The sequence below is a fragment of the Rhodococcus opacus genome (genome assembly GCF_012396235.1).
In the GTDB taxonomy this organism is placed as follows: Bacteria; Actinomycetota; Actinomycetes; order Mycobacteriales; family Mycobacteriaceae; genus Rhodococcus_F; species Rhodococcus_F opacus.
This window is the reverse complement of sequence record NZ_JAAXPA010000002.1, coordinates 303,784-321,882: the sequence shown is the minus strand read 5'-3', so window position 1 is coordinate 321,882 and position 18,099 is coordinate 303,784. Positions and strand designations below refer to the sequence as shown.

15 protein-coding genes and 1 pseudogene are annotated in these 18,099 nt (G+C 68.6%); 7 read left to right on the top strand and 9 right to left on the bottom strand.

Annotated elements, in window-relative coordinates:
* Positions 1 to 171 precede the first annotated feature (171 nt).
* Together HGB39_RS03485 and greA are read left to right on the top strand one after the other, a co-directional pair.
* Positions 172 to 597, top strand: a complete 426-nt coding sequence (locus HGB39_RS03485; protein WP_037202953.1) for a DUF4307 domain-containing protein — start codon at positions 172 to 174, stop codon at positions 595 to 597.
* 227 nt (positions 598 to 824) lie between these two features.
* The gene (gene greA / locus HGB39_RS03480; protein ID WP_005238978.1) at positions 825 to 1,319 is read left to right on the top strand and encodes a transcription elongation factor GreA; all 495 of its coding nucleotides are present in this window, start codon (positions 825 to 827) and stop codon (positions 1,317 to 1,319) included.
* A gap of 80 nt (positions 1,320 to 1,399) precedes the next feature.
* Here the strand turns inward: greA and HGB39_RS03475 are convergent, their stop codons facing one another.
* Entirely contained in the window at positions 1,400 to 2,749 is a 1,350-nt protein-coding gene (locus HGB39_RS03475; protein ID WP_005253723.1) for a C40 family peptidase, read from the bottom strand.
* Between the two features lie 257 nt (positions 2,750 to 3,006).
* Between HGB39_RS03475 and HGB39_RS03470 the strand changes: the two genes are divergently transcribed.
* A complete protein-coding gene (locus HGB39_RS03470; protein ID WP_005253724.1) occupies positions 3,007 to 3,198 on the top strand; it encodes a hypothetical protein in 192 nt (63 codons plus the stop codon).
* 25 nt (positions 3,199 to 3,223) lie between these two features.
* Positions 3,224 to 3,993 (top strand): annotated as a pseudogene (locus HGB39_RS03465) (FAD:protein FMN transferase).
* Positions 3,994 to 3,999: 6 nt separating this feature from the next.
* On the opposite strand, the gene ilvA reads toward HGB39_RS03465, so the two are convergent.
* The 4 genes from ilvA to HGB39_RS03445 all read right to left on the bottom strand — a co-directional run bounded on the left by ilvA (position 4,000) and on the right by HGB39_RS03445 (position 8,520).
* A complete protein-coding gene (gene ilvA / locus HGB39_RS03460; RefSeq protein WP_005253726.1) occupies positions 4,000 to 5,232 on the bottom strand; it encodes a threonine ammonia-lyase in 1,233 nt (410 codons plus the stop codon).
* A gap of 69 nt (positions 5,233 to 5,301) precedes the next feature.
* The gene (locus tag HGB39_RS03455; RefSeq protein WP_005567047.1) at positions 5,302 to 6,474 is read right to left on the bottom strand and encodes a cystathionine gamma-synthase; all 1,173 of its coding nucleotides are present in this window, start codon (positions 6,472 to 6,474) and stop codon (positions 5,302 to 5,304) included.
* Positions 6,475 to 6,495: 21 nt separating this feature from the next.
* The gene (locus HGB39_RS03450; RefSeq protein WP_085999970.1) at positions 6,496 to 7,032 is read right to left on the bottom strand and encodes a hypothetical protein; all 537 of its coding nucleotides are present in this window, start codon (positions 7,030 to 7,032) and stop codon (positions 6,496 to 6,498) included.
* Between the two features lie 102 nt (positions 7,033 to 7,134).
* Positions 7,135 to 8,520, bottom strand: a complete 1,386-nt coding sequence (locus HGB39_RS03445; protein WP_005255744.1) for a cystathionine beta-synthase — start codon at positions 8,518 to 8,520, stop codon at positions 7,135 to 7,137.
* Positions 8,521 to 8,655: 135 nt separating this feature from the next.
* Here HGB39_RS03445 and HGB39_RS03440 point away from each other — a divergent pair, with 135 nt between their 5' ends.
* Both HGB39_RS03440 and HGB39_RS03435 read left to right on the top strand, forming a co-directional pair.
* Entirely contained in the window at positions 8,656 to 9,678 is a 1,023-nt protein-coding gene (locus HGB39_RS03440) for an SGNH/GDSL hydrolase family protein (protein ID WP_064079894.1), read from the top strand.
* Between the two features lie 107 nt (positions 9,679 to 9,785).
* Positions 9,786 to 11,003: an acetyl-CoA C-acetyltransferase gene (locus tag HGB39_RS03435; RefSeq protein WP_005568580.1), complete on the top strand. Its 1,218-nt coding sequence runs from the start codon at positions 9,786 to 9,788 to the stop codon at positions 11,001 to 11,003.
* 68 nt (positions 11,004 to 11,071) lie between these two features.
* On the opposite strand, the gene HGB39_RS03430 is transcribed toward HGB39_RS03435, so the two are convergent.
* From HGB39_RS03430 to HGB39_RS03415, 4 genes are all read right to left on the bottom strand, one after another.
* A complete protein-coding gene (locus HGB39_RS03430) occupies positions 11,072 to 11,392 on the bottom strand; it encodes a DUF1330 domain-containing protein (RefSeq protein WP_007300195.1) in 321 nt (106 codons plus the stop codon).
* Positions 11,393 to 11,541: 149 nt separating this feature from the next.
* Entirely contained in the window at positions 11,542 to 12,396 is an 855-nt protein-coding gene (locus HGB39_RS03425; protein ID WP_005255740.1) for a Bax inhibitor-1/YccA family protein, read from the bottom strand.
* Positions 12,397 to 12,559: 163 nt separating this feature from the next.
* Positions 12,560 to 13,702 carry a class I SAM-dependent methyltransferase gene (locus HGB39_RS03420; RefSeq protein ID WP_005568578.1) on the bottom strand — a complete coding sequence of 381 codons (1,143 nt, stop codon included), beginning with the start codon at positions 13,700 to 13,702 and terminating at the stop codon, positions 12,560 to 12,562.
* Between the two features lies 1 nt (position 13,703).
* Entirely contained in the window at positions 13,704 to 14,411 is a 708-nt protein-coding gene (locus HGB39_RS03415; protein WP_005255735.1) for a nitroreductase, read from the bottom strand.
* A gap of 104 nt (positions 14,412 to 14,515) precedes the next feature.
* Between HGB39_RS03415 and HGB39_RS03410 the strand changes: the two genes are divergently transcribed.
* Entirely contained in the window at positions 14,516 to 18,013 is a 3,498-nt protein-coding gene (locus HGB39_RS03410) for a serine/threonine-protein kinase (protein ID WP_005568577.1), read from the top strand.
* Positions 18,014 to 18,099: the final 86 nt, after the last annotated feature.

The following is an 18,099-nucleotide window of genomic DNA, read 5'->3' as shown; positions in this document are numbered from 1 at the left end:
CGCCAGTAGCCGTTGCCGGCTTGTCCGTGTCGCGCGCTCTCGCCCTCCGCCATCGCTGACGGCGCACTGACGCACGTCCTCTATAGTTCCACCCGAGAGTTCCGCTTGCAGCCGTGCCCCCGCTCGAGTGCTGCAAGTTACGTGGAACCGGAGCGGTACGAGAGTTGAGAGATGACGAGAACGCTTCCCCCGGGCCGATACACAGCCGCGGCAAAGCCTGCGCGCCCGAAGCGCTGGCTCGTGTGGGCGCTGTCCGCGGCGGTCCTGGTCGTCGGTGTGATCGTGGCGTTCGTCGCCTACGACAAGTTTGCCGTCTCCGAGATCGACAGTGAGGCCACGTCGTTCGATCTGGTGAGTGAATCGCAGCTGGACATCACGTTCACCGTCACCCGCGAGGACCCGTCCCAGGCGGCGGTCTGCATCGTCCGCTCCCGCTCCAAGGACGGTTCCGAGACCGGCCGTCGCGAGGTCTACATCGCCGGCGGCGAAGACCAGACGGTGAAAGTCACCGCCCCCGTCTACACGTCGCGCCCGCCCGCGATGGGCGACATCTACGGCTGCAGCCTGGACGTTCCCGCCTATCTGACCGGCGGCTGACACCAGCGCACCCGAGCGACCGTTCGGGTTATTCGGGGTTTGCGCTCCCCGATCGTGCTAGAATCGCCTGGTACACGGTTCCGGTTTGGAACCGTGTATTGCTGCATTGGCGGCAAGGCGGAAATCGAACGGCCTCGGCCGTCGAATTTTGCCGAGCCGTTGATCACTGCTGTTGCAGTGGTCTGTCGAGGGAGCCCGGCGGCTCCAACTACGAGGGAGTGATCGAGATGACCGAGACCCAGGTGACCTGGCTGACCCAGGAGTCACATGACAGGCTCAAGAGCGAACTCGACCAGCTCATTGCCAATCGTCCGGTCATCGCCGCCGAGATCAACGAGCGTCGCGAAGAGGGCGATCTGAAGGAGAACGGTGGCTACCACGCGGCCCGCGAAGAGCAGGGTCAGCAGGAGGCACGCATCCGCCAGCTTCAGGAACTCCTGAACAGCGCGAAGGTCGGCGAAGCGCCCACCCAGTCCGGTGTCGCACTGCCCGGTTCCGTGGTGAAGGTGTACTACGACGGCGACGAGAAGGACACGGAGACGTTCCTGATCGCCACCCGCGAAGAGGGTGCACGCGACAACAAGCTCGAGGTCTACTCCCCCAACTCCCCGCTGGGTGGCGCACTGCTCGAGGCGAAGGTCGGCGAAACCCGCGAATACACGCTGCCCAACGGCAGCAGCATGAAGGTGACGCTCGTCAGCGCGGAGCCGTACCACAGCTGATCGCGGATCCACCGCCGAAAACTCCGGTCCGGGCCACGCGCCCGGGCCGGAGTTTTCTGCGTTGACGCCGGTGAGCGGGATCAGAAGACCCTGCGGGCCTTCATGTCGGCGAACACGGGACCGATCCGCACCACGTCGCCCGTCGTCGGGGCGTGCAGCATCTGGCCGTTGCCGACGTAGATCGCCACGTGTCCCGGCCCACCCGACTGCCAGTTGCCGAACAGCAGGTCTCCGGGCCTGGCCTGCGACAGCGGCACCTCCACACCGACATTCCACTGCGTTTCCGACGTGCGGGGCAGTTTGACGCCGGTTGCGGCGTACACGGCGAACGACGTCAGCCCCGAGCAGTCGAAACCGCCGCCGGACGGTCCGTTGATGTTGCCGCCGCCCCACACGTACGGCAGACCGATGAACCGCATGGCCGCCTCGACGACGCGGCTCGTGTCACCGGCGGCCGCACCGTAGAAGAACGGCGACAGCATCCGCGCGAACGACTCCTCCAGCGATCGGATCCGCGCGACGTACGGCTGCGTTTCGTGCTCGTAGTCGAACTTGCCGGCGGGCATGCCACCCGCGGTCCGGACCGCACCCGCACCGGCGTTGTACGCGGCGATCGTGAGGTCGAGGGTGTCGCCCTTGACCACACCCTCCTTCTTCCAGCCCTCGATCTGCCCGAACAGGTCGCACAGCATCTGACCGGACGCCATCATCGGGTCGGCGACGCCGTTGATGTCGACCTTGCCGTCGCCGTCCGCGTCCTTGCCGTACTTGGCCCACGCGGGGGGCATGAACTGGCCGGGACCGCGGGCGCCCGCCCGGGACACCGGTGAGGTCGCGCCGTAGCGGAAGCCGTTCTCGACGGAGTACAGGGCCGCCAGCGTCGGCGGCTTGATGCCCTCGCACAGCGACCCGGCCTTGCGGATCCACGGCGCGAAGACGGCGATGGCGCCGACCGGCGCGAGCGAGACACCGGGGAAGCCGGCGGGGACGGACGGGATCAGCGACCCGAGTCCGCTGATCAGGGCGGGGACCCCCGGCAGAGCGGCGAGGCCCCCGATCGCATTTCCGACGTCGGGGGCGCTCATCGCTGGGGGCTGGTCGAGTGGCGTGTCCGGCAGCGCCAGTGGGGGAACCGGAGCAGGCGGCGGAGCCGCCTCGACGGCGGGTGGCGGCGGAATGTAGGGGTCGGTCGCCTGCTTCACCACATCCGAGGCCTGGGCCACCATCTGCTCGGCCTGCACGCGGGCCGGTTCGGGGAGGGTCGATATTGCGTCGTCAACTTGTTTCTGAACGTCGGGTGAGGCCTGCTCGACCACCTGAATTGCTTCTGCTGCTTGATCTTTCACCGGCTGCGGTATGTCCGCTCCCTGAACGATGGCCCCCGCTGCGGTGGTGATCGCCACGATGATCGCCGCTGCATCAACTGACATACGTGCGCTCCTCCTCCTCGGTGCACCTAACCGAGTGAGTTCACGTTACGACGGGGCACAGCAGATGCGAGGCGATTCTGCGGGATTGATCCGTTTCCTACCGTGACCTGCGGGAGAGCGGCACCTGGCGAATCACGGCTGTCGGGCACGACAGCATGCGACGCGCCAGGGGCGTGCACTGCACCCACCGCGCACTCGACGAGGAGAGACAGATTCTTCCCAGGTTGTTCTAAGGTTCGTCGGGGAAGCTGGTCGGCATGAGTGAAGACCGACGGATTTCCCGCCTGCTTCCCGTTCGCCGCGTCCTCGCGGCAGCCGGAATCGCCGGACTGGTCGCCGGTGGTGGCATGGCGGCGGCAGCGGACCCCGCGACCCCCGATTCGGCGGTGGCAGCACCCCTCGTCTCGGCAGGGTTCGGCGCACCGGACGCCGTGTCCAGCGGTTCCTGAGATCGCGCGACCGGAGAACCGCCATATGACCAGCGCACGCAGCGCAACCGAATGGTCCACCTGGGGTGCGCACGCACGCATCGTCGTCACCGACCCCGACGCCCTGAGCTCGGCGTCGAACCTGATCCGCGGCTACCTCGCGGCGGCCGATGCCGCCGTCAACCGGGACCGCGCGGACGCCGAGATCCGCTCCCTCGACGAGGGCCCGAACACGGTCACCCCGATGTTCGCGCGGTTCCTCACCGACGCCCTCGCCGCAGCGCGCACCACGGAGGGGGCACTCGACCCCACTGCGTCGGCCCCCGCACCCCAGTCGTGGCGATCGATCACCGTCGACGGCACCGAGGTCACGCTCCCCGCCGGCGTGGAACTCGACCTGACGGCGACCGCGCGGGCGAGTTCCGCCGACCACTGTGCGTCGACGACGGCGGAGCTGCTCGGGTGTGGCGTCCTGGTGGCGCTCGGCGGAGACATCGCCACCGCCGGGACCACGCCACCGGCGGCTGGCAGGTCCAGGTCCAGGACCTGCCGGGCGACCCCACCTGTCAGGTGTCGATCCCGTCGGGTGCGGCCGTCGCGACCGCCAGCACCGTCAAGCCGTTGCATCCCGACTCGATCTCGTTGTGGCGGACCGTGACCGTGGTGGCCGAGTCGTGCACCACGGCGCACGCGTCGAGCACGGCCGCGGTGGGGATGGGCGGCGGTGCGATCGATTGGCTCACCAACCTCGAGCTGCCTGCCCGGCTGGTGGATCAGGAGTTCCGGGTGATCACCCTGGGTGGGTGGCCGAGCTAGGTCCGGCTATTCCTGGAGGCGAACCGCGTATTGGGCGTCGCGCAGTGCGTCGAGGAGATCCTGCCGGTGGCCGGGGCCACGGGTCTCGACGGTGAGGAACACCTCCACCTCGTCGAGTGCGAGCGCGCCGCCGGTGCGGGAGTGGACGACGTCCACCACGCTGGCGCCGTTGCCGCTGATCACGCCCAGGAGGCTGACCAGACCACCCGGTCGGTCCGGAATGGTCACGTGCACACCGAGATACCGGCCGGCGGCCCGAAGGCCGTGATTGACGACGTGGGTGAGCAGCAACGGGTCGATGTTGCCGCCGGACAGCACCGCGCACACCTTCCCGGTGAGTCCCAGCTCTTCCGTCGAGCAGCTGATCAACGCGGCCACCGCCGCCGCGCCCGCAGGCTCAACGATGAGCTTCGCGCGTTCGAGGCACAGGAGCAGCGCCCGGGACAGAGCGTCCTCGCTGACCGTCACGATGGCGTCGACCTGCGAGCCGACGTGGGCGAACGGCACGTCGCCGGGCCGGCCGACCGCGATGCCGTCGGCCATCGTCGACATGGTCTCCAGCGGAATCGGACGGCCCTCCGCCAGCGAACGCGGCCACGCGGCCGCCTGCTCGGCCTGGACGCCGACGATCCGCACGTCCGGCCGGGTGGCCTTGACCGCCGCGGCGATGCCCGCGATCAGCCCACCGCCGCCGGTCGGGACGACAAGCGTGCCGACGTCGGGTTCCTGCTCGAGGATCTCGAGCCCGACGGTCCCCTGCCCGGCGACGATGTCGACGTGATCGAAGGGATGGATGAGGACGGCGCCGGTCTCGTCCGCGAACTCCTTCGCGGCGACGAGCGCGTCGTCCACGGTGTCGCCGGTCAAGTGGACGGTGGCGCCGTACGCCTTGGTGGCGACGAGTTTCGGAAGTGGTGCGCCGGTGGGCATGAACACGGTGGACGGGATGCCCAGTTCCGTGGCCGCCCAGGCCACGCCCTGCGCGTGATTGCCCGCGCTGGCCGCCACGACCCCGCAGGCCCGTTCCGCGACCGACAGATTCGCGATCCGGTTGTACGCACCCCGCGGTTTGAAAGATCCAGTGCGCTGCAAGTTTTCGCACTTCAGCGACACGACGTGCCCGCATCGTTCCGATAACGCCCGGGACGCGATCACCGGCGTCCGGCGCATGACGGGGTCCAGCAGCTTACGAGCTGCTCTGATCTGATCCAGCGTGACAGGCTCCACGCGGGCCAGCATAAGGCCTTCGGCCCGTGCGCCTTTTTGGTAGCGGCGGCAACCAAAAAGGCGCACGGGCGGCGAAGCCGCCTACTTCAGCGCCTGCTCGATGTCGCCCACGAGGTCGGCGGCATCCTCGATGCCGACGGACAGGCGCACCAGGTCGTCCGGAACCTCGAGCAGCGAACCGGCGGTGGAGGCGTGGGTCATGGCACCCGGGTGCTCGATCAGCGACTCGACGCCGCCGAGCGACTCGGCCAGCGTGAAGATCTCGGTGCGCGAGCAGAAGTCCAGTGCGGCCTGCTTGCCGCCGGCGAGGCGGACCGAGATCATGCCGCCGAAGCGGCGCATCTGCTTCTCCGCGACCTTGTGGCCGGGGTGCGAGTCGAGTCCGGGGTAGATGACCTGCGACACCGCGGAGTGCCCGGTGAGCAGTTCGACGACCTTCTCGGCGTTGTCGCTGTGCCGCTCCATGCGCAGGGAGAGGGTCTTGATGCCGCGGAGCGTGAGGAACGCGTCGAAGGGTCCGGGGACCGCGCCGGCACCGTTCTGCAGGAACGCGAACGCCGTGTCGAGCTCCTCGTCGTTGGTGACGAGTGCGCCGCCGACGACGTCGGAGTGTCCGCCGATGTACTTGGTGGTCGAGTGCAGCGCGACGTCGGCGCCGAGCTGCAGCGGCTGCTGCAGGTACGGCGAGGCGAACGTGTTGTCGACGACGATCTTCGCGCCGGCCTCGTGCGCGATGTCGGACAGTGCCTCGATGTCACCGATGTTGAGGAGCGGGTTCGTGGGCGTCTCGACCCACACGAGCTTGGTGTTGGGCCGGATGGCTGCCCGGACCGCGTCCACGTCGGAGACCGCGGCGGGCGTGTACTCGATGCCCCACTGGGTGAAGACCTTGTCGATCAGGCGGAACGTTCCGCCGTAGGCGTCGTTCGGGATGACCAGGTGGTCGCCGGGGCGCAGCGCGGCACGGAGCAGGCAGTCGGTGGCGGCCATGCCCGAGCCGAACGCGCGACCGTACGTGCCCGACTCGAGGGCGGCGAGGTTGGCCTCGAGCGGTCGTCGGGTGGGGTTGCCGGTGCGGGCGTATTCGAATCCGTTACGCATGCCGCCGACGCCGTCCTGCGCGAACGTCGAACTCGCGTAGATCGGAACGTTGACGGCGCCCGTCTGCGGGTCCGGGTCGAATCCTGCGTGCACGGCCTTGGTGGAGAACCCCTGCCAGCTGATGTTGTCCGCTTTGCTGCGCTGCTCACTCATGGCCCCCAGCCTAGTGGGGACCTACTTCTCCAGATACTCCGCGATCGCGAACGCGACGTCGAGCTTGGTCGCGTCGCTGACGGAGGGGTCGAGCGCGTTGACGATGATGCTGTGGTCCGGGGTGAGCAGCGCCATGGCCACGACGTCGAGGACCACCCCGCCGAACTCGGCGGAACGGGGGTCGGGGACGACGTTCGTCCCGTTCCGCATCTCGACGAGGACGGCGGGATCCGTCACCTGCGGCTTGACCGACGCGGTGATGGTGCTCATGACGTTGGTCGGCCCCTTGGACCACGAGCACGTCGGATCGATCGAGCCGGGCAGGACGGCCTCGGTGAGATGCGGCCGGTCCGCCACCAGCCGGCCGAGTGCCTTCGTCAGCGCGGCGCAGTCGGCGGACGCCGCCGAAGACGACGTGCCCGCAGACGCCGAGTCGACGTCCGACGATCCCGGCTGTGCGACGGCGGCACCCTCGATGCTGTTCCCACATCCGGCGGCGGCGAACCCGAGCAGGACAACCGAGCCCACAAGAACACGACGACGTAGACGAGCACTCACTGAGATTCCCCCTCACGGACACCGGACCGGTCCCCCGCTGTGCACCGTACGTTCCGTGCGCAGCGGGGACCAGTGTTGTCGTGCCCGGGTCCGACGTGTCGTCTAGGAGCCGGCGCTGAGGAACCCGAGAAGGTCGTGGCGGGTGATGACCCCGGCAGGCTTGCCGTCGTCGACGACCATCAGCGCGTCGGTGTCGCCGAGCGCCTTGGTGGCGGCCGACACGGGCTCACCCGAACCGATGAGCGGGAACGGCTTGCTCATGTGCTTCTCCACCGGGTCGGCCAGGTGCGCGCGTCCCTCGAACACGGCACTGAGCAGGTCACGCTCGGTGACGCTGCCCGCCACTTCACCGGCCATGACGGGCGGCTCCGCGCCGACGACGGGCATCTGGGACACCCCGTACTCGCGGAGGATCTCGATGGCGTCGCGCAGCGTCTCGGACGGGTGGGTGTGGACGAGGTCCGGGAGTTCGCCGGACTTACCGCGCAGCACGTCGCCGACCGTCTTCTCGTCGGGCTTGCCGTCGAGCGGGGTGCGGAGGAAGCCGTAGGACGCCATCCACTTGTCGTTGAAGATCTTCGAGAGGTATCCGCGACCACCGTCGGGCAGCAGGACGACGATGACCGCGTCGGGGCCCTCGCGCTTGGCGACCTCGAGTGCAGCGACGACAGCCATGCCGCAGGAGCCGCCGACCAGCAGGCCCTCTTCGCGCGCGAGGCGACGGGTCATCTCGAAGGAGTCGGCATCGGACACGGCGATGATCTCGTCGGGGATGGACGGGTCGTAGGCGCTCGGCCAGAAGTCCTCGCCCACGCCCTCGACCAGGTACGGACGGCCGGTGCCACCCGAGTACACGGAACCCTCGGGGTCGGCGCCGATGACCTTGACCTTGCCGCCGGACACCTCCTTGAGGTAGCGGCCGGTGCCGGTGATGGTGCCGCCGGTGCCGACGCCTGCGACGAAGTGGGTGATCTTGCCGTCGGTGTCGGCCCAGATCTCGGGGCCGGTGGTCTCGTAGTGGCTCTGCGGGCCGCCCGGGTTGGAGTACTGGTTGGGCTTCCAGCCGCCGGGGAGTTCGCGTGCGAGCCGGTCGGAGACGCTGTAGTAGCTGTCCGGGTGCTCGGGCGCGACCGCGGTGGGGCACACCACGACCTCGGCGCCGTAGGCCTTGAGGACGTTCCGCTTGTCTTCGCTGACCTTGTCGGGGCAGACGAACACGCACTTGTATCCGCGCTTCTGGGCCACCAGGGCGAGGCCGATGCCGGTGTTGCCGGAGGTGGGCTCCACGATGGTCCCACCCGGCTTCAGCTCACCGGACGCCTCCGCGGCGTCGATCATCTTGACCGCGATGCGGTCCTTCGAGCTTCCGCCCGGGTTGAGGTATTCGATCTTGGCTGCAACGGTCCCGTGGTTCTCCCCGATGACAGAAGAGAGCTTGACGAGAGGGGTGTTGCCGATCAGGTCGACGACGTGTTCCGCGATGCGCATGCCTCCATGCTCCCAGATGCCCTGATCCGATGCTCACAGACGTCCGGCACGGGGGCCCTGATCCGACTAGATTGGTGCGCACGCAGTCCGCTGGAACCCGTGAGATGAGCACCAGGTAGCGGAAAGGTGAGACCAGTGCCCAAGAGGACCTGGCAGACCGGAGTGAAAGCCGGCGCCGCGGCTGTCGTGGCAGGTTCGAGCGCAGGCACGCTGTCGTGGGCGGCGTACTCCTATCTGATGTCGCAGGCGACGGCGGCCCGCGGTGTGATCGGGCGCAACGTCGCCAAGCCGCCGGAGGCCGACGGCGTCTACTCCCCCGGCGCCGCGGTCCCCGAACGCTGGCTACGGACCGTCTCGTACGACGTCCATCTGATGATTTTCGGCGACTCCACGGCCGCCGGGGTGGGATGCCTGTCGGCGGACGAAGTGCCCGGTGTGCAGATCGCGAGGCGCCTCGCCGACGAGACCGGCAAGCGGATCCGGCTGAGCACCAAGGCCATCGGCGGCGCCACGTCCCGCGGGCTCAGCGGGCAGGTGGACGCGATGTTCGTGGCCGGACCGCCGCCGGACGCCGCGGTGATCCTGGTCGGCGCCAACGACGTGACGTCCAAGAACTCGATCCGGGCGTCGGCGCGCAGGCTCGGGGAGGCGGTCGAACGGCTCCGCGCCCACGACTGCGCGGTCGTGGTCGGAACGTGCCCCGACCTCGGGGTGGTCACCGCGATTCCGCAGCCCCTGCGGACCGTCGTCCGAACGTGGGGGTTGCGCCTGGCCCGGGCGCAGGCGGCGGCGACCAGCGCGGCGGGTGGCCACCCGGTGGCGTTGGCCGACCTGCTGGCGCCGGAGTTCCTGGCGGCCCCCGACCGGATGTTCTCCTCCGACCACTTCCACCCGTCCGCGGCGGGGTACGAATTGGCGGCGATGCAGATCGTGCCCGTTCTCGCGACCGCTCTGGGCATGTGGCACGGCGGACCGCTGCCCGACCTGCCCCAGGTGTCGGAGGCCGCGGAATCACGCAAGCTGTCGACCCGAATGACCGCCTCGCTCAACCGTTTCCTGTGGCGACTCAGTGCCCGGCGACGCTCACCTTCCCGCCTCGACGAGCTCCTCGCGATCGAGGAGGCGTCCGCGTCCAGGAGGCGACGGGTCGCTGAGTGAGATGGCGATGTCCCCGGTGCCGCCCGGCAACGTAAGTTGTCGGGAAGGCCACAGAACGGGTGGTCTGCAACACAGTGCAGACCCCCGCAGTTGACAAAGGAGTTTTCATGCCCGAGGCAGTCATCGTCTCCGCAGTACGCTCACCGATCGGCCGAGCCATGAAGGGCTCGCTCAAGACCATCCGCCCGGATGATCTGACGACGCAGATGGTGGCCGCGGCTCTGGCGAAGGTCCCCGAACTCGATCCCACCGAGATCGACGACCTGCTCCTCGGCTGCGGTCAGCCCGCAGGCCAGTCGGGTTTCAACATCGCCCGCGTCGTCGCGGTGGAACTGGGCTATGACTTCCTGCCCGGTGTCACCGTCAACCGCTACTGTTCCTCCTCGCTGCAGACCACCCGCATGGCACTGCACGCGATCAAGGCCGGCGAGGGCGACGTGTTCGTCTCCGCCGGCGTCGAGTCGGTGTCCAGCTTCGTCACCGGCAACGCCGACGGCCTGCCGAACACCAAGAACCCGAGGTTCGCCGATGCCGAGGCGCGTACCGCGAAGCTCGCCGAGGGCGGCGTCGCGTGGACCGACCCGCGCGGGGACGAGCAGATTCCCGACGTCTACATCGCGATGGGCCAGACGGCCGAGAACGTCGCATCGGCCACCGGCATCACCCGTGAGGAGCAGGACCGCTGGGGTGTCCGCTCCCAGAACCGCGCGGAGGAAGCGATCAAGAACGGCTTCTTCGAGCGGGAGATCACCCCGGTCACCCTCCCCGACGGCACCGTCGTCAGCACCGACGACGGCCCCCGCGCCGGCACCACCTACGAGGGCATCAGCCAGCTCAAGCCCGTGTTCCGCCCGGACGGCACCGTCACCGCCGGCAACGCGTGCCCGCTCAACGACGGCGCCGCCGCGCTCGTCATTATGTCCGACACCAAGGCCAAGGCCCTCGGCCTGACCCCGTTGGCCCGCATCGTGTCCACCGGGGTGTCCGGACTGTCCCCCGAGATCATGGGCCTGGGCCCGATCGAGGCCGTCAAGAAGGCCCTCGCCATCGCGGGCAAGTCCATCTCCGACATCGATCTGTTCGAGATCAACGAGGCCTTCGCGGTCCAGGTCCTCGGATCGGCTCGCGAGCTGAAGATCGACGAGGACAAGCTGAACATCTCCGGCGGCGCCATCGCCCTCGGTCACCCGTTCGGCATGACCGGTGCCCGCATCACCAACACCCTGCTCAACAACCTCCGCGAGCAGGACAAGACGTTCGGCGTCGAGACGATGTGCGTCGGCGGCGGGCAGGGCATGGCCATGGTCCTGGAGCGCCTGAGCTAGGCGGCTCCGCCACCCGTGAGTGGTTGACGAGTGCAGAGACTCGTTAACCACTCACGGGCGCGAAGCGCCTACCCGAGGATGTCGGTGGCCTTGTGGTCGGCGTCGACCCCGTCGGCCATTATCACCAGTCCGTCGGAATGCTCGGCGCGGAGCGGGAGGATCTCCCGGTACGCGTCGGACGCGTACCAGCCTTCGAGGTGCTCGCGGTCGGGGAACTCGATGACGATGAACGCGCCGTCGGACGTTCCCTCGACCACGTCCTGGCGTCCGCCGTGGACGATGAACTTGCCGGAGAACGGGCGGAGGGTGCCGTCGATGCGTTCGAGGTATTCGACGATCTGCGGACCCATGTCGACGTTCTCGAGGTGGGCCATTCCGTACGCGCTCATGTCGTGCTCCTTCGGGTGGGGCTGGTTGCCGCACACGACATTCCTCCGTCGGAATACGCGCGTCGATTACCTCCGAGGTAATCGAACCGGGCCCGCACAACAGAGAAGGCCCCCGAGAGCATGCTCTCGGGGGCCTTCTCGTGGAACTACTAGTCGCTGTTGAAGTAGCTCAGGAGTCGCAGGATCTCGACGTACAGCCACACGAGGGTGACGGTGAGTCCGAATGCGACGCCCCACGCTGCCTTCTCCGGCGCCTGTGCCCGGATCAGCTGGTCAGCGGCGTCGAAGTCCAGCAGGAAGCTGAACGCGGCGATGCCGATGCAGACGAGGCTGAAGATGATCGCCAGGGGACCGCCGTCGCGGAGACCGAGGCCGCCTTCGGTGAAGAAGCTGGCGATCACGTTGCCGAGGGCGAGGACGACGACACCGATGAGGGCGCCGATGATCATCCGTGTCAGGCGGGGCGTGACTCGGATCGCGCCCGTCTTGTAGACGACGAGCATGCCGAAGAACACGCCGAACGTGCCGAGTACGGCCTGGGCGATGAGCGCCGCTCCCCCGACTCCGCCGAACGTGACGTCGGTGAACATGAACGACAGGGCGCCGAGGAACAGGCCCTCTGCCACCGCGTAGGCGAGGACGATGCCCGGGTTGTCCATCTTGCGGCCGAACGTGGCCACGAGGACCAGCACGAGACCGACGAGGCCACCACCGATGACCAGCGGGGTCGCGAGGTTCGCGTCGTTGCTCACCAGGAAGTAGGAGATGATCGCCGACACCGTGAGCACGCCGAGCGTGACACCCGTCTTGGTGACGACGTCGTCGATGGTCATCGAACGGTAGTCGGGGCCCGTCCGGTAGGGCTCGGCCTGCGTGTACTGCGGCTGACCGAACTGCTGCGTGACCTGCGCTGCGCCGGCCGTCGTAGATCCGAACGAGGCGTATCCGCCGCTGCCCTCTTGTTTGGGCAGGTTGCGGAACACCGGGTTACTGGTGGTGCGCACCGTGCACATCCCTTCTCGTGGCTCGCCGGGTGGATCCGGGTTTCTTGTACGTTGAACGTCCCGCACCCACCGCAAGTTCCCGTTCGTCGCTTTCGGGTCGGACAATTCGGACTCTACCGGTGCCGCGGGGACACCCGCCAGACGAGGCCGGTCGGCGTGGCGGTCAGGCCACCGACCGGGTGACCGTGAATTTGGGATTCCGGCCGACCACGTCGGTCGGACCGACGAGCCGCTGCAACCGGCCCCGGTACCCGAGGTGCGAGTTGTACACGGTCCACAACTCGCCGCCGGGCCGGAGCACGCGCCCGGCTTCGGTGAACATCTTCGACGCGCCACCGGTGTGGACGGCCGCGCCCACGTGGAACGGCGGGTTGCACAGGACGACGTCCTGGCTGTCGGTGGCGAGCGTGGACATGGCGTCGTCGCGCAGCGTCCTGACCCGTCCGTCGAGGCCGTTGGCGCGGGCGGTGGCGGCGGCCGATGCCACCGCGGCGGCGGACTGGTCGGTGGCGATCACCGAGACCTCCGGGAGGAGCCGGGCCAGGCTGACGGCGAGAATGCCCGTTCCGCAGCCGAGGTCGACCGCGGCCCGTGCACCGGGATTCACGCGGGGTAGGAAGTCGAGGAGATACCGGGTCCCGATGTCCAGCTTGGGGCCGGCGAACGCGGCCCCGTACGAGACGACGTCCAGTGCGATCTCGGGGAGATGATCGGTGACGGGGTACGTCTGCTGCGCCACCTCCACCGGACCGCTCGCGATCAGCACCCGCGACTTCTGCCTGCCGAGGGTCGCGCGGACGTCGGAGAACGAACGCCCGAGCACGTCGTTCATGGCGGTGGAGATGTGCTTGTTGCGCCCACCCGCGTAGACGACGACGGACGGGTCGGCGTGGCGGGCGATCGCCTCGGCGACCTCGGTCAGTTCGCCGAGGCTCCGCGGCAGCTGCATCAGCACGACGGTTGCGCCCGCGAGCAGCTCCTCACCGAGCGCGCACGACCGGTAGCGGTCGGCGAGCGCGACCGTCGCGGCGTTGGCGGCGAGCGCCAGTTCGCCGGTCAGCGGGTCCTGGTGCACGCGGATCCCGGTCGAGCCGTGCGTCGCCGCGGCGCCGAGGGTGAGCGCACCGTAGTGGTCGCCGATCACGGCGAGCGTCCCGGGACGCGCCGCCGACAGTGCCGCCGCGGCCTCGTCGAGGATCAGCCGGTCGGCGGCATCGACGGCCGTCAGGTTGGGGGCCTCGACGTCGGGACGGCGGCGGAGGCGGGCGAACAGGGCGTCCCGGTCGAACACTTCGGAGTCGAGCACGTTACTGCGACACCCACTGCGCGACGTTGGCGACGGGTTCCCGGTGGGTGCGGAATCCGTTGACGGGATTCTCCGTGTCGGGGTAGCCGAACGAGATCGCGCAGACGACCCTGCGGTCCTCGTCGAGCGAGAAGAAGTCGTGGATGAACCGCGAACTTCCCGCGACGGCGGCCTGCGGAATGGTCGCGACCCCGAGGCTCTGCGCGGCGAGGAGGAATGTCTCGACGTACAGGCCGCAGTCCACGGCGCCGTATGTGCCGAGCGCTTCGTGGGTGGTGACGATCGCGACGTGCGGCGCGCCGAACAGGTCGAAGTTCTTCATCGTCTGCTCCGCCGACGCGGCCCGGTCGCCGGGCGCGATGCCGACGCTGGAGTACAGCTGCATGGCGCACTCCCGGCGGCGTTGCTTGTGCTCGCCGACGTATTCGCGGGGCCACTCGAAGTCGGACTCCTGCGGGTGGGTGCGGACGTACTCCGCCAGTCCGGAACGGAACCGATCGGTCCCCTCCCCCTCGGTGATCGCGACCTGCCACGGCTGCGTGTTGCACCACGACGGCGTCTGCTGCGCGAGCTCGAGGATCCTCTCGATCACCTCGCGCGGCACCTGCGTCGGTAGGTAAGCCCTGCAACTGATCCGGGCGTCGAGGAGCTGGGCCAGGGTCCGCTCGGCCAGGCTCGTGTCCGTTGCCGCAATGCCGGTATCCGTCACCGTCGAATTCTCCTCGGGTCTACTCGTTCTCGAACACCCGCTCTCTGTGTCGGGCGACCGCGATATGCTGGCGTCAGTGCACCGAGAAGGTGATTTCATTGAGTGTGCCACGACACCCGGAAAGCAGTTCCGGGCCGACCGACTCGGATCCGCAGGCTACCAAGCGGATCGTCGTGACCGACATCGTCGCGGAGCTGTCGTCGGAGGGATTCGACGACGCCCGCGAGATCGGCCGGGGAGGGTTCGGGGTCGTGTACCGCTGCCTTCAGACAGCGCTCGACCGCACGGTCGCGATCAAGGTGCTGTCCTCCGATCTGGACGGCGAGGACCGCGAACGTTTCTTGCGGGAACAGCGTGCGATGGGGAAATTGTCGGGGCATCCCCACGTGGTCGACATCTTGCAGTCCGGGGTGACGCCCAGCGGCAGGCCGTACATCGTGATGCCGTACCACTCGCGCAATTCGCTCGACGCCTGGATTCGCCGTGAAGGGCCGCTGCCGTGGAGTGAAACGCTGCGCGTCGGCGTGAAGCTGGCGGGCGCTTTGGAGACTGCGCACCGGCTCGGCACCCTGCACCGCGACGTGAAGCCCGCGAACATCCTGCTCACCGGGTACGGCGAACCGCAGCTCACGGACTTCGGCATCGCGCGGGTCACGGGCGGATTCGAGACCACGTCGAGCATGATCACCGGTTCGCCCGCGTTCACTGCCCCGGAGGTCCTCCGCGGCGACGCACCGTCCGCGGCTTCCGACGTGTACAGCCTGGGTGCCGCCCTGTTCTGCCTGCTCACCGGTCATGCCGCGTTCGAGCGGCGGAGCGGGGAGCGGCTCGTCGCGCAGTTCCTCCGCATCGCGACGCAACCCGTTCCGGACCTGCGGGGCGAGGACATTCCCGACGACGTGTGCTCGGCCATCGAGCGTGCCATGGCCGAGGAACCGACCGACCGCCCGGCTTCGGCCGCGGAGTTCGGCCAGGAACTCCGCGACATCGAGCGCAGACACGGACTCGATGTCGACGAGATGGCGCTCCCCGCCGCGGCCGACGAATTCCCGCGCACCGAGCACCCGGCGGCGCCGACCACGCAGTCCTCGGCGTCCGGGCGCAGTCGCAGCTACCGCCGGCGGTCGGGTGCCACTCCACCGAGCGCCGCGGCCCGCTTCCGCCCGCCGACCCCGATGCGGTCCCTGGTGGAACGCACCCGTCTCCTGGATCTGCTCCGGCTGGGTCAGCGGAGGCGGTTGACGCTCATCCACGCACCCGCCGGCTTCGGGAAGAGCACGGTGGCCGCGCAGTGGCGCGACGTGCTCATCGAAGACGGCTCTGCCGTCGCCTGGCTGACGGTCGACAACGACGACAACAATGCCGTGTGGTTCCTGTCCCACCTCGTCGAGGCGATCCGCCGGGCCGAGCCGACCCTGGCGGACGAACTGGGGCAGGCGCTCGACGAGAACGGTGCCGAAGCGGAACGGTATGTGCTGACCTCGCTGGTGAATCAGGTCCACGACAGCAAGCGCCATGTGGTGGTGATGATCGACGACTGGCATCGCGTGACGTCGCCGGACACGATCGCCGCGATGGACTTCATCCTCGAGAACGGCTGCCACCACCTGCAGATGGTGGTGAGCAGCCGAAGCCAGGCAGGGCTTCCGCTGGCCAAGATGCGGGTGCGCGACGAACTCGTCGAAATCGATTCCGTCGCTTTGCGCTTCGACCTCACCGAGTCGCAGCGGTTCCTGGTCGACCTCGGTGGACTGCACCTGGAGGATTCCGACGTGGAGGCTCTGGAGGAGACCACGGACGGGTGGGTGGCGGCGCTGCAACTGGCGTCGCTGTCGCTGCGTGATCGCGCCGATCCCGGCGATCTCATCCGGCACATGTCGGGTCGCCACCATGCGATCGGTGAGTATCTGGCGGAGAACGTGCTCAGCACTCTCGAGCCTGCGCTGCTCGACTTCATGCTGGCCACGTCCGTCACCGAGCGGGTGTGCGGCGACCTCGCCTGCGTGCTGGCGAACGTGACCCGCGGTCAGGCCCTGCTCGAGCAGGTCGAATCGCGTGATCTGTTCCTGCGCAGCCTGGACGAGGACCGGGAGTGGTTCGAGTACCACCACCTGTTCGCCGAGTATCTCCGCCGGCGCCTCGAGCGCGATCATCCGTCGCGCATCGCGGACCTGCACCGTGCGGCCGCGCACTGGTTCGCCGACCACCACTACGTCAGCGACGCAGTGGATCACGCGTTGGCGGCGGGTGATCGCGACGTGGCCGTCGCGGTGGTCGAGGAGCAGGGCATGTACCTGGTGGAGCACTCGCGGATGGTCGCGTTGCTCGGCCTCGTCGACAAGTTGCCGCGGCCGCTGGTCGAGTCCAGTCCCCGCATCCAGATCGCGGTCGCGTGGGCGAACATCCTGCTGCAACGGGTGGCGCCGACGCTGCGGTCGCTCTCGCTGGTCGCGTCGACCCTCGAGTCCTCGAAGCTGAGCGAAACCGAGCAGGCGGACATCCGCGTGGAGGCCGACATCGTCCGCGCCGTGATCGCGGTGTCGTCCGATCGCATCGCCGGAGTTCCCGACCTCATCGCGGAATGCCTGGCCCGCCCGGAAACCCTACGTGCGTGGGTGGTTTCGGCGGGGTCGAATCTCGCATCCGCCGTCGCGATCGCCCAGTTCGATTTCGTGGAGGCTCGCCGCCTGCAGGAGTGGGCCGCCGGGTACCACCAGCGGACCGTCGGACCGTTCAGTAGGATGTACGGGTACTGCTTCGCCGGCATCGCCGCGATGGAACAACTCGACATCGCCGCGGCCGAGGACAACTTCCGGCTGGCCGTGCAGACCGCGACGAAGTCGGCAGGCACCCATTCACATGCCGCACGACTTGCAGGCGCACTCCTCGGCGAGCTGATGTACGAACTGGGCCATCTCGATGAGGCCGAACGACTCCTCGACGAGAGCTACGAGCTCGGGCCCGAGGGCGGCATAGTCGATTTCATGATTGCCCGCTTCGTCACCGGCGCCCGGCTGAAGGCGGCGCGCGGCGACGTCGTGTCCGCCGCCCGCCACCTCGACGAGGGCGCGTCCGCGGCGGCGTCGCTGGGACTTCCCCGGCTGCGGGCCCGGGTCGAGAACGAGCGGGTCCGGCTCGGTCTGCCGGCCTCGCCTCAGCCCCCGGCCACTGCCGGGAAGGCCAACCGGGAACCCGATTTCGGTTTCGCCGAGATCGTCGCGCAGCTCGACGACGCCACCGAGATCCGGAAGCAGTCGGCCGACGAGCCCGATGTCGCGTGTCGCCGCGCGGAGGAGTGGGTGCGCAGGGTCGAACGGGAGAGCCGGCCGAGGGCGGCCATGCAGGCCAGTCGCCTGCTCGTCGCCTGCCTGGTCGCGGCGGGCCGGGTCGACGAAGCGAAGCCGGTGCTGGCGTCCATCGCCGCGACGTGTGCACGAATCGGCTTCGTGCGCTACCTGATCGACGGCGGACCGCGCATGGTGCCCGCGCTGACGGCACTCCTCGAGGACAGGCGAGCCGGCCGCTGGCAGTCCGACTGGCCGGATGTTCCGGAAGAGTTCCTGGTTGCGGCGCTGGAGACGCGGACACCGGTCGAGAGTTAGCGTGCGCTTTCTTGACTAATTCAAGAAACGATGGTGCAGTGTGACCGTGAACACACACGAGGGCGGGAGACGGCCACCACCACGTC

Coding starts and splice junctions, on each gene's coding strand:
- HGB39_RS03475 (WP_005253723.1), bottom strand. CDS start 2,749: ATGTCAGTTGATGCAGCGGCGATCATCGTGGCGATCACCACCGCAGCG.
- HGB39_RS03435 (WP_005568580.1), top strand. CDS start 9,786: ATGCCCGAGGCAGTCATCGTCTCCGCAGTACGCTCACCGATCGGCCGA.
- greA (WP_005238978.1), top strand. CDS start 825: ATGACCGAGACCCAGGTGACCTGGCTGACCCAGGAGTCACATGACAGG.
- HGB39_RS03485 (WP_037202953.1), top strand. CDS start 172: ATGACGAGAACGCTTCCCCCGGGCCGATACACAGCCGCGGCAAAGCCT.
- HGB39_RS03445 (WP_005255744.1), bottom strand. CDS start 8,520: ATGCGCATCGCGGAACACGTCGTCGACCTGATCGGCAACACCCCTCTC.
- HGB39_RS03470 (WP_005253724.1), top strand. CDS start 3,007: ATGAGTGAAGACCGACGGATTTCCCGCCTGCTTCCCGTTCGCCGCGTC.
- HGB39_RS03430 (WP_007300195.1), bottom strand. CDS start 11,392: ATGAGCGCGTACGGAATGGCCCACCTCGAGAACGTCGACATGGGTCCG.
- HGB39_RS03455 (WP_005567047.1), bottom strand. CDS start 6,474: ATGAGTGAGCAGCGCAGCAAAGCGGACAACATCAGCTGGCAGGGGTTC.
- ilvA (WP_005253726.1), bottom strand. CDS start 5,232: ATGCTGGCCCGCGTGGAGCCTGTCACGCTGGATCAGATCAGAGCAGCT.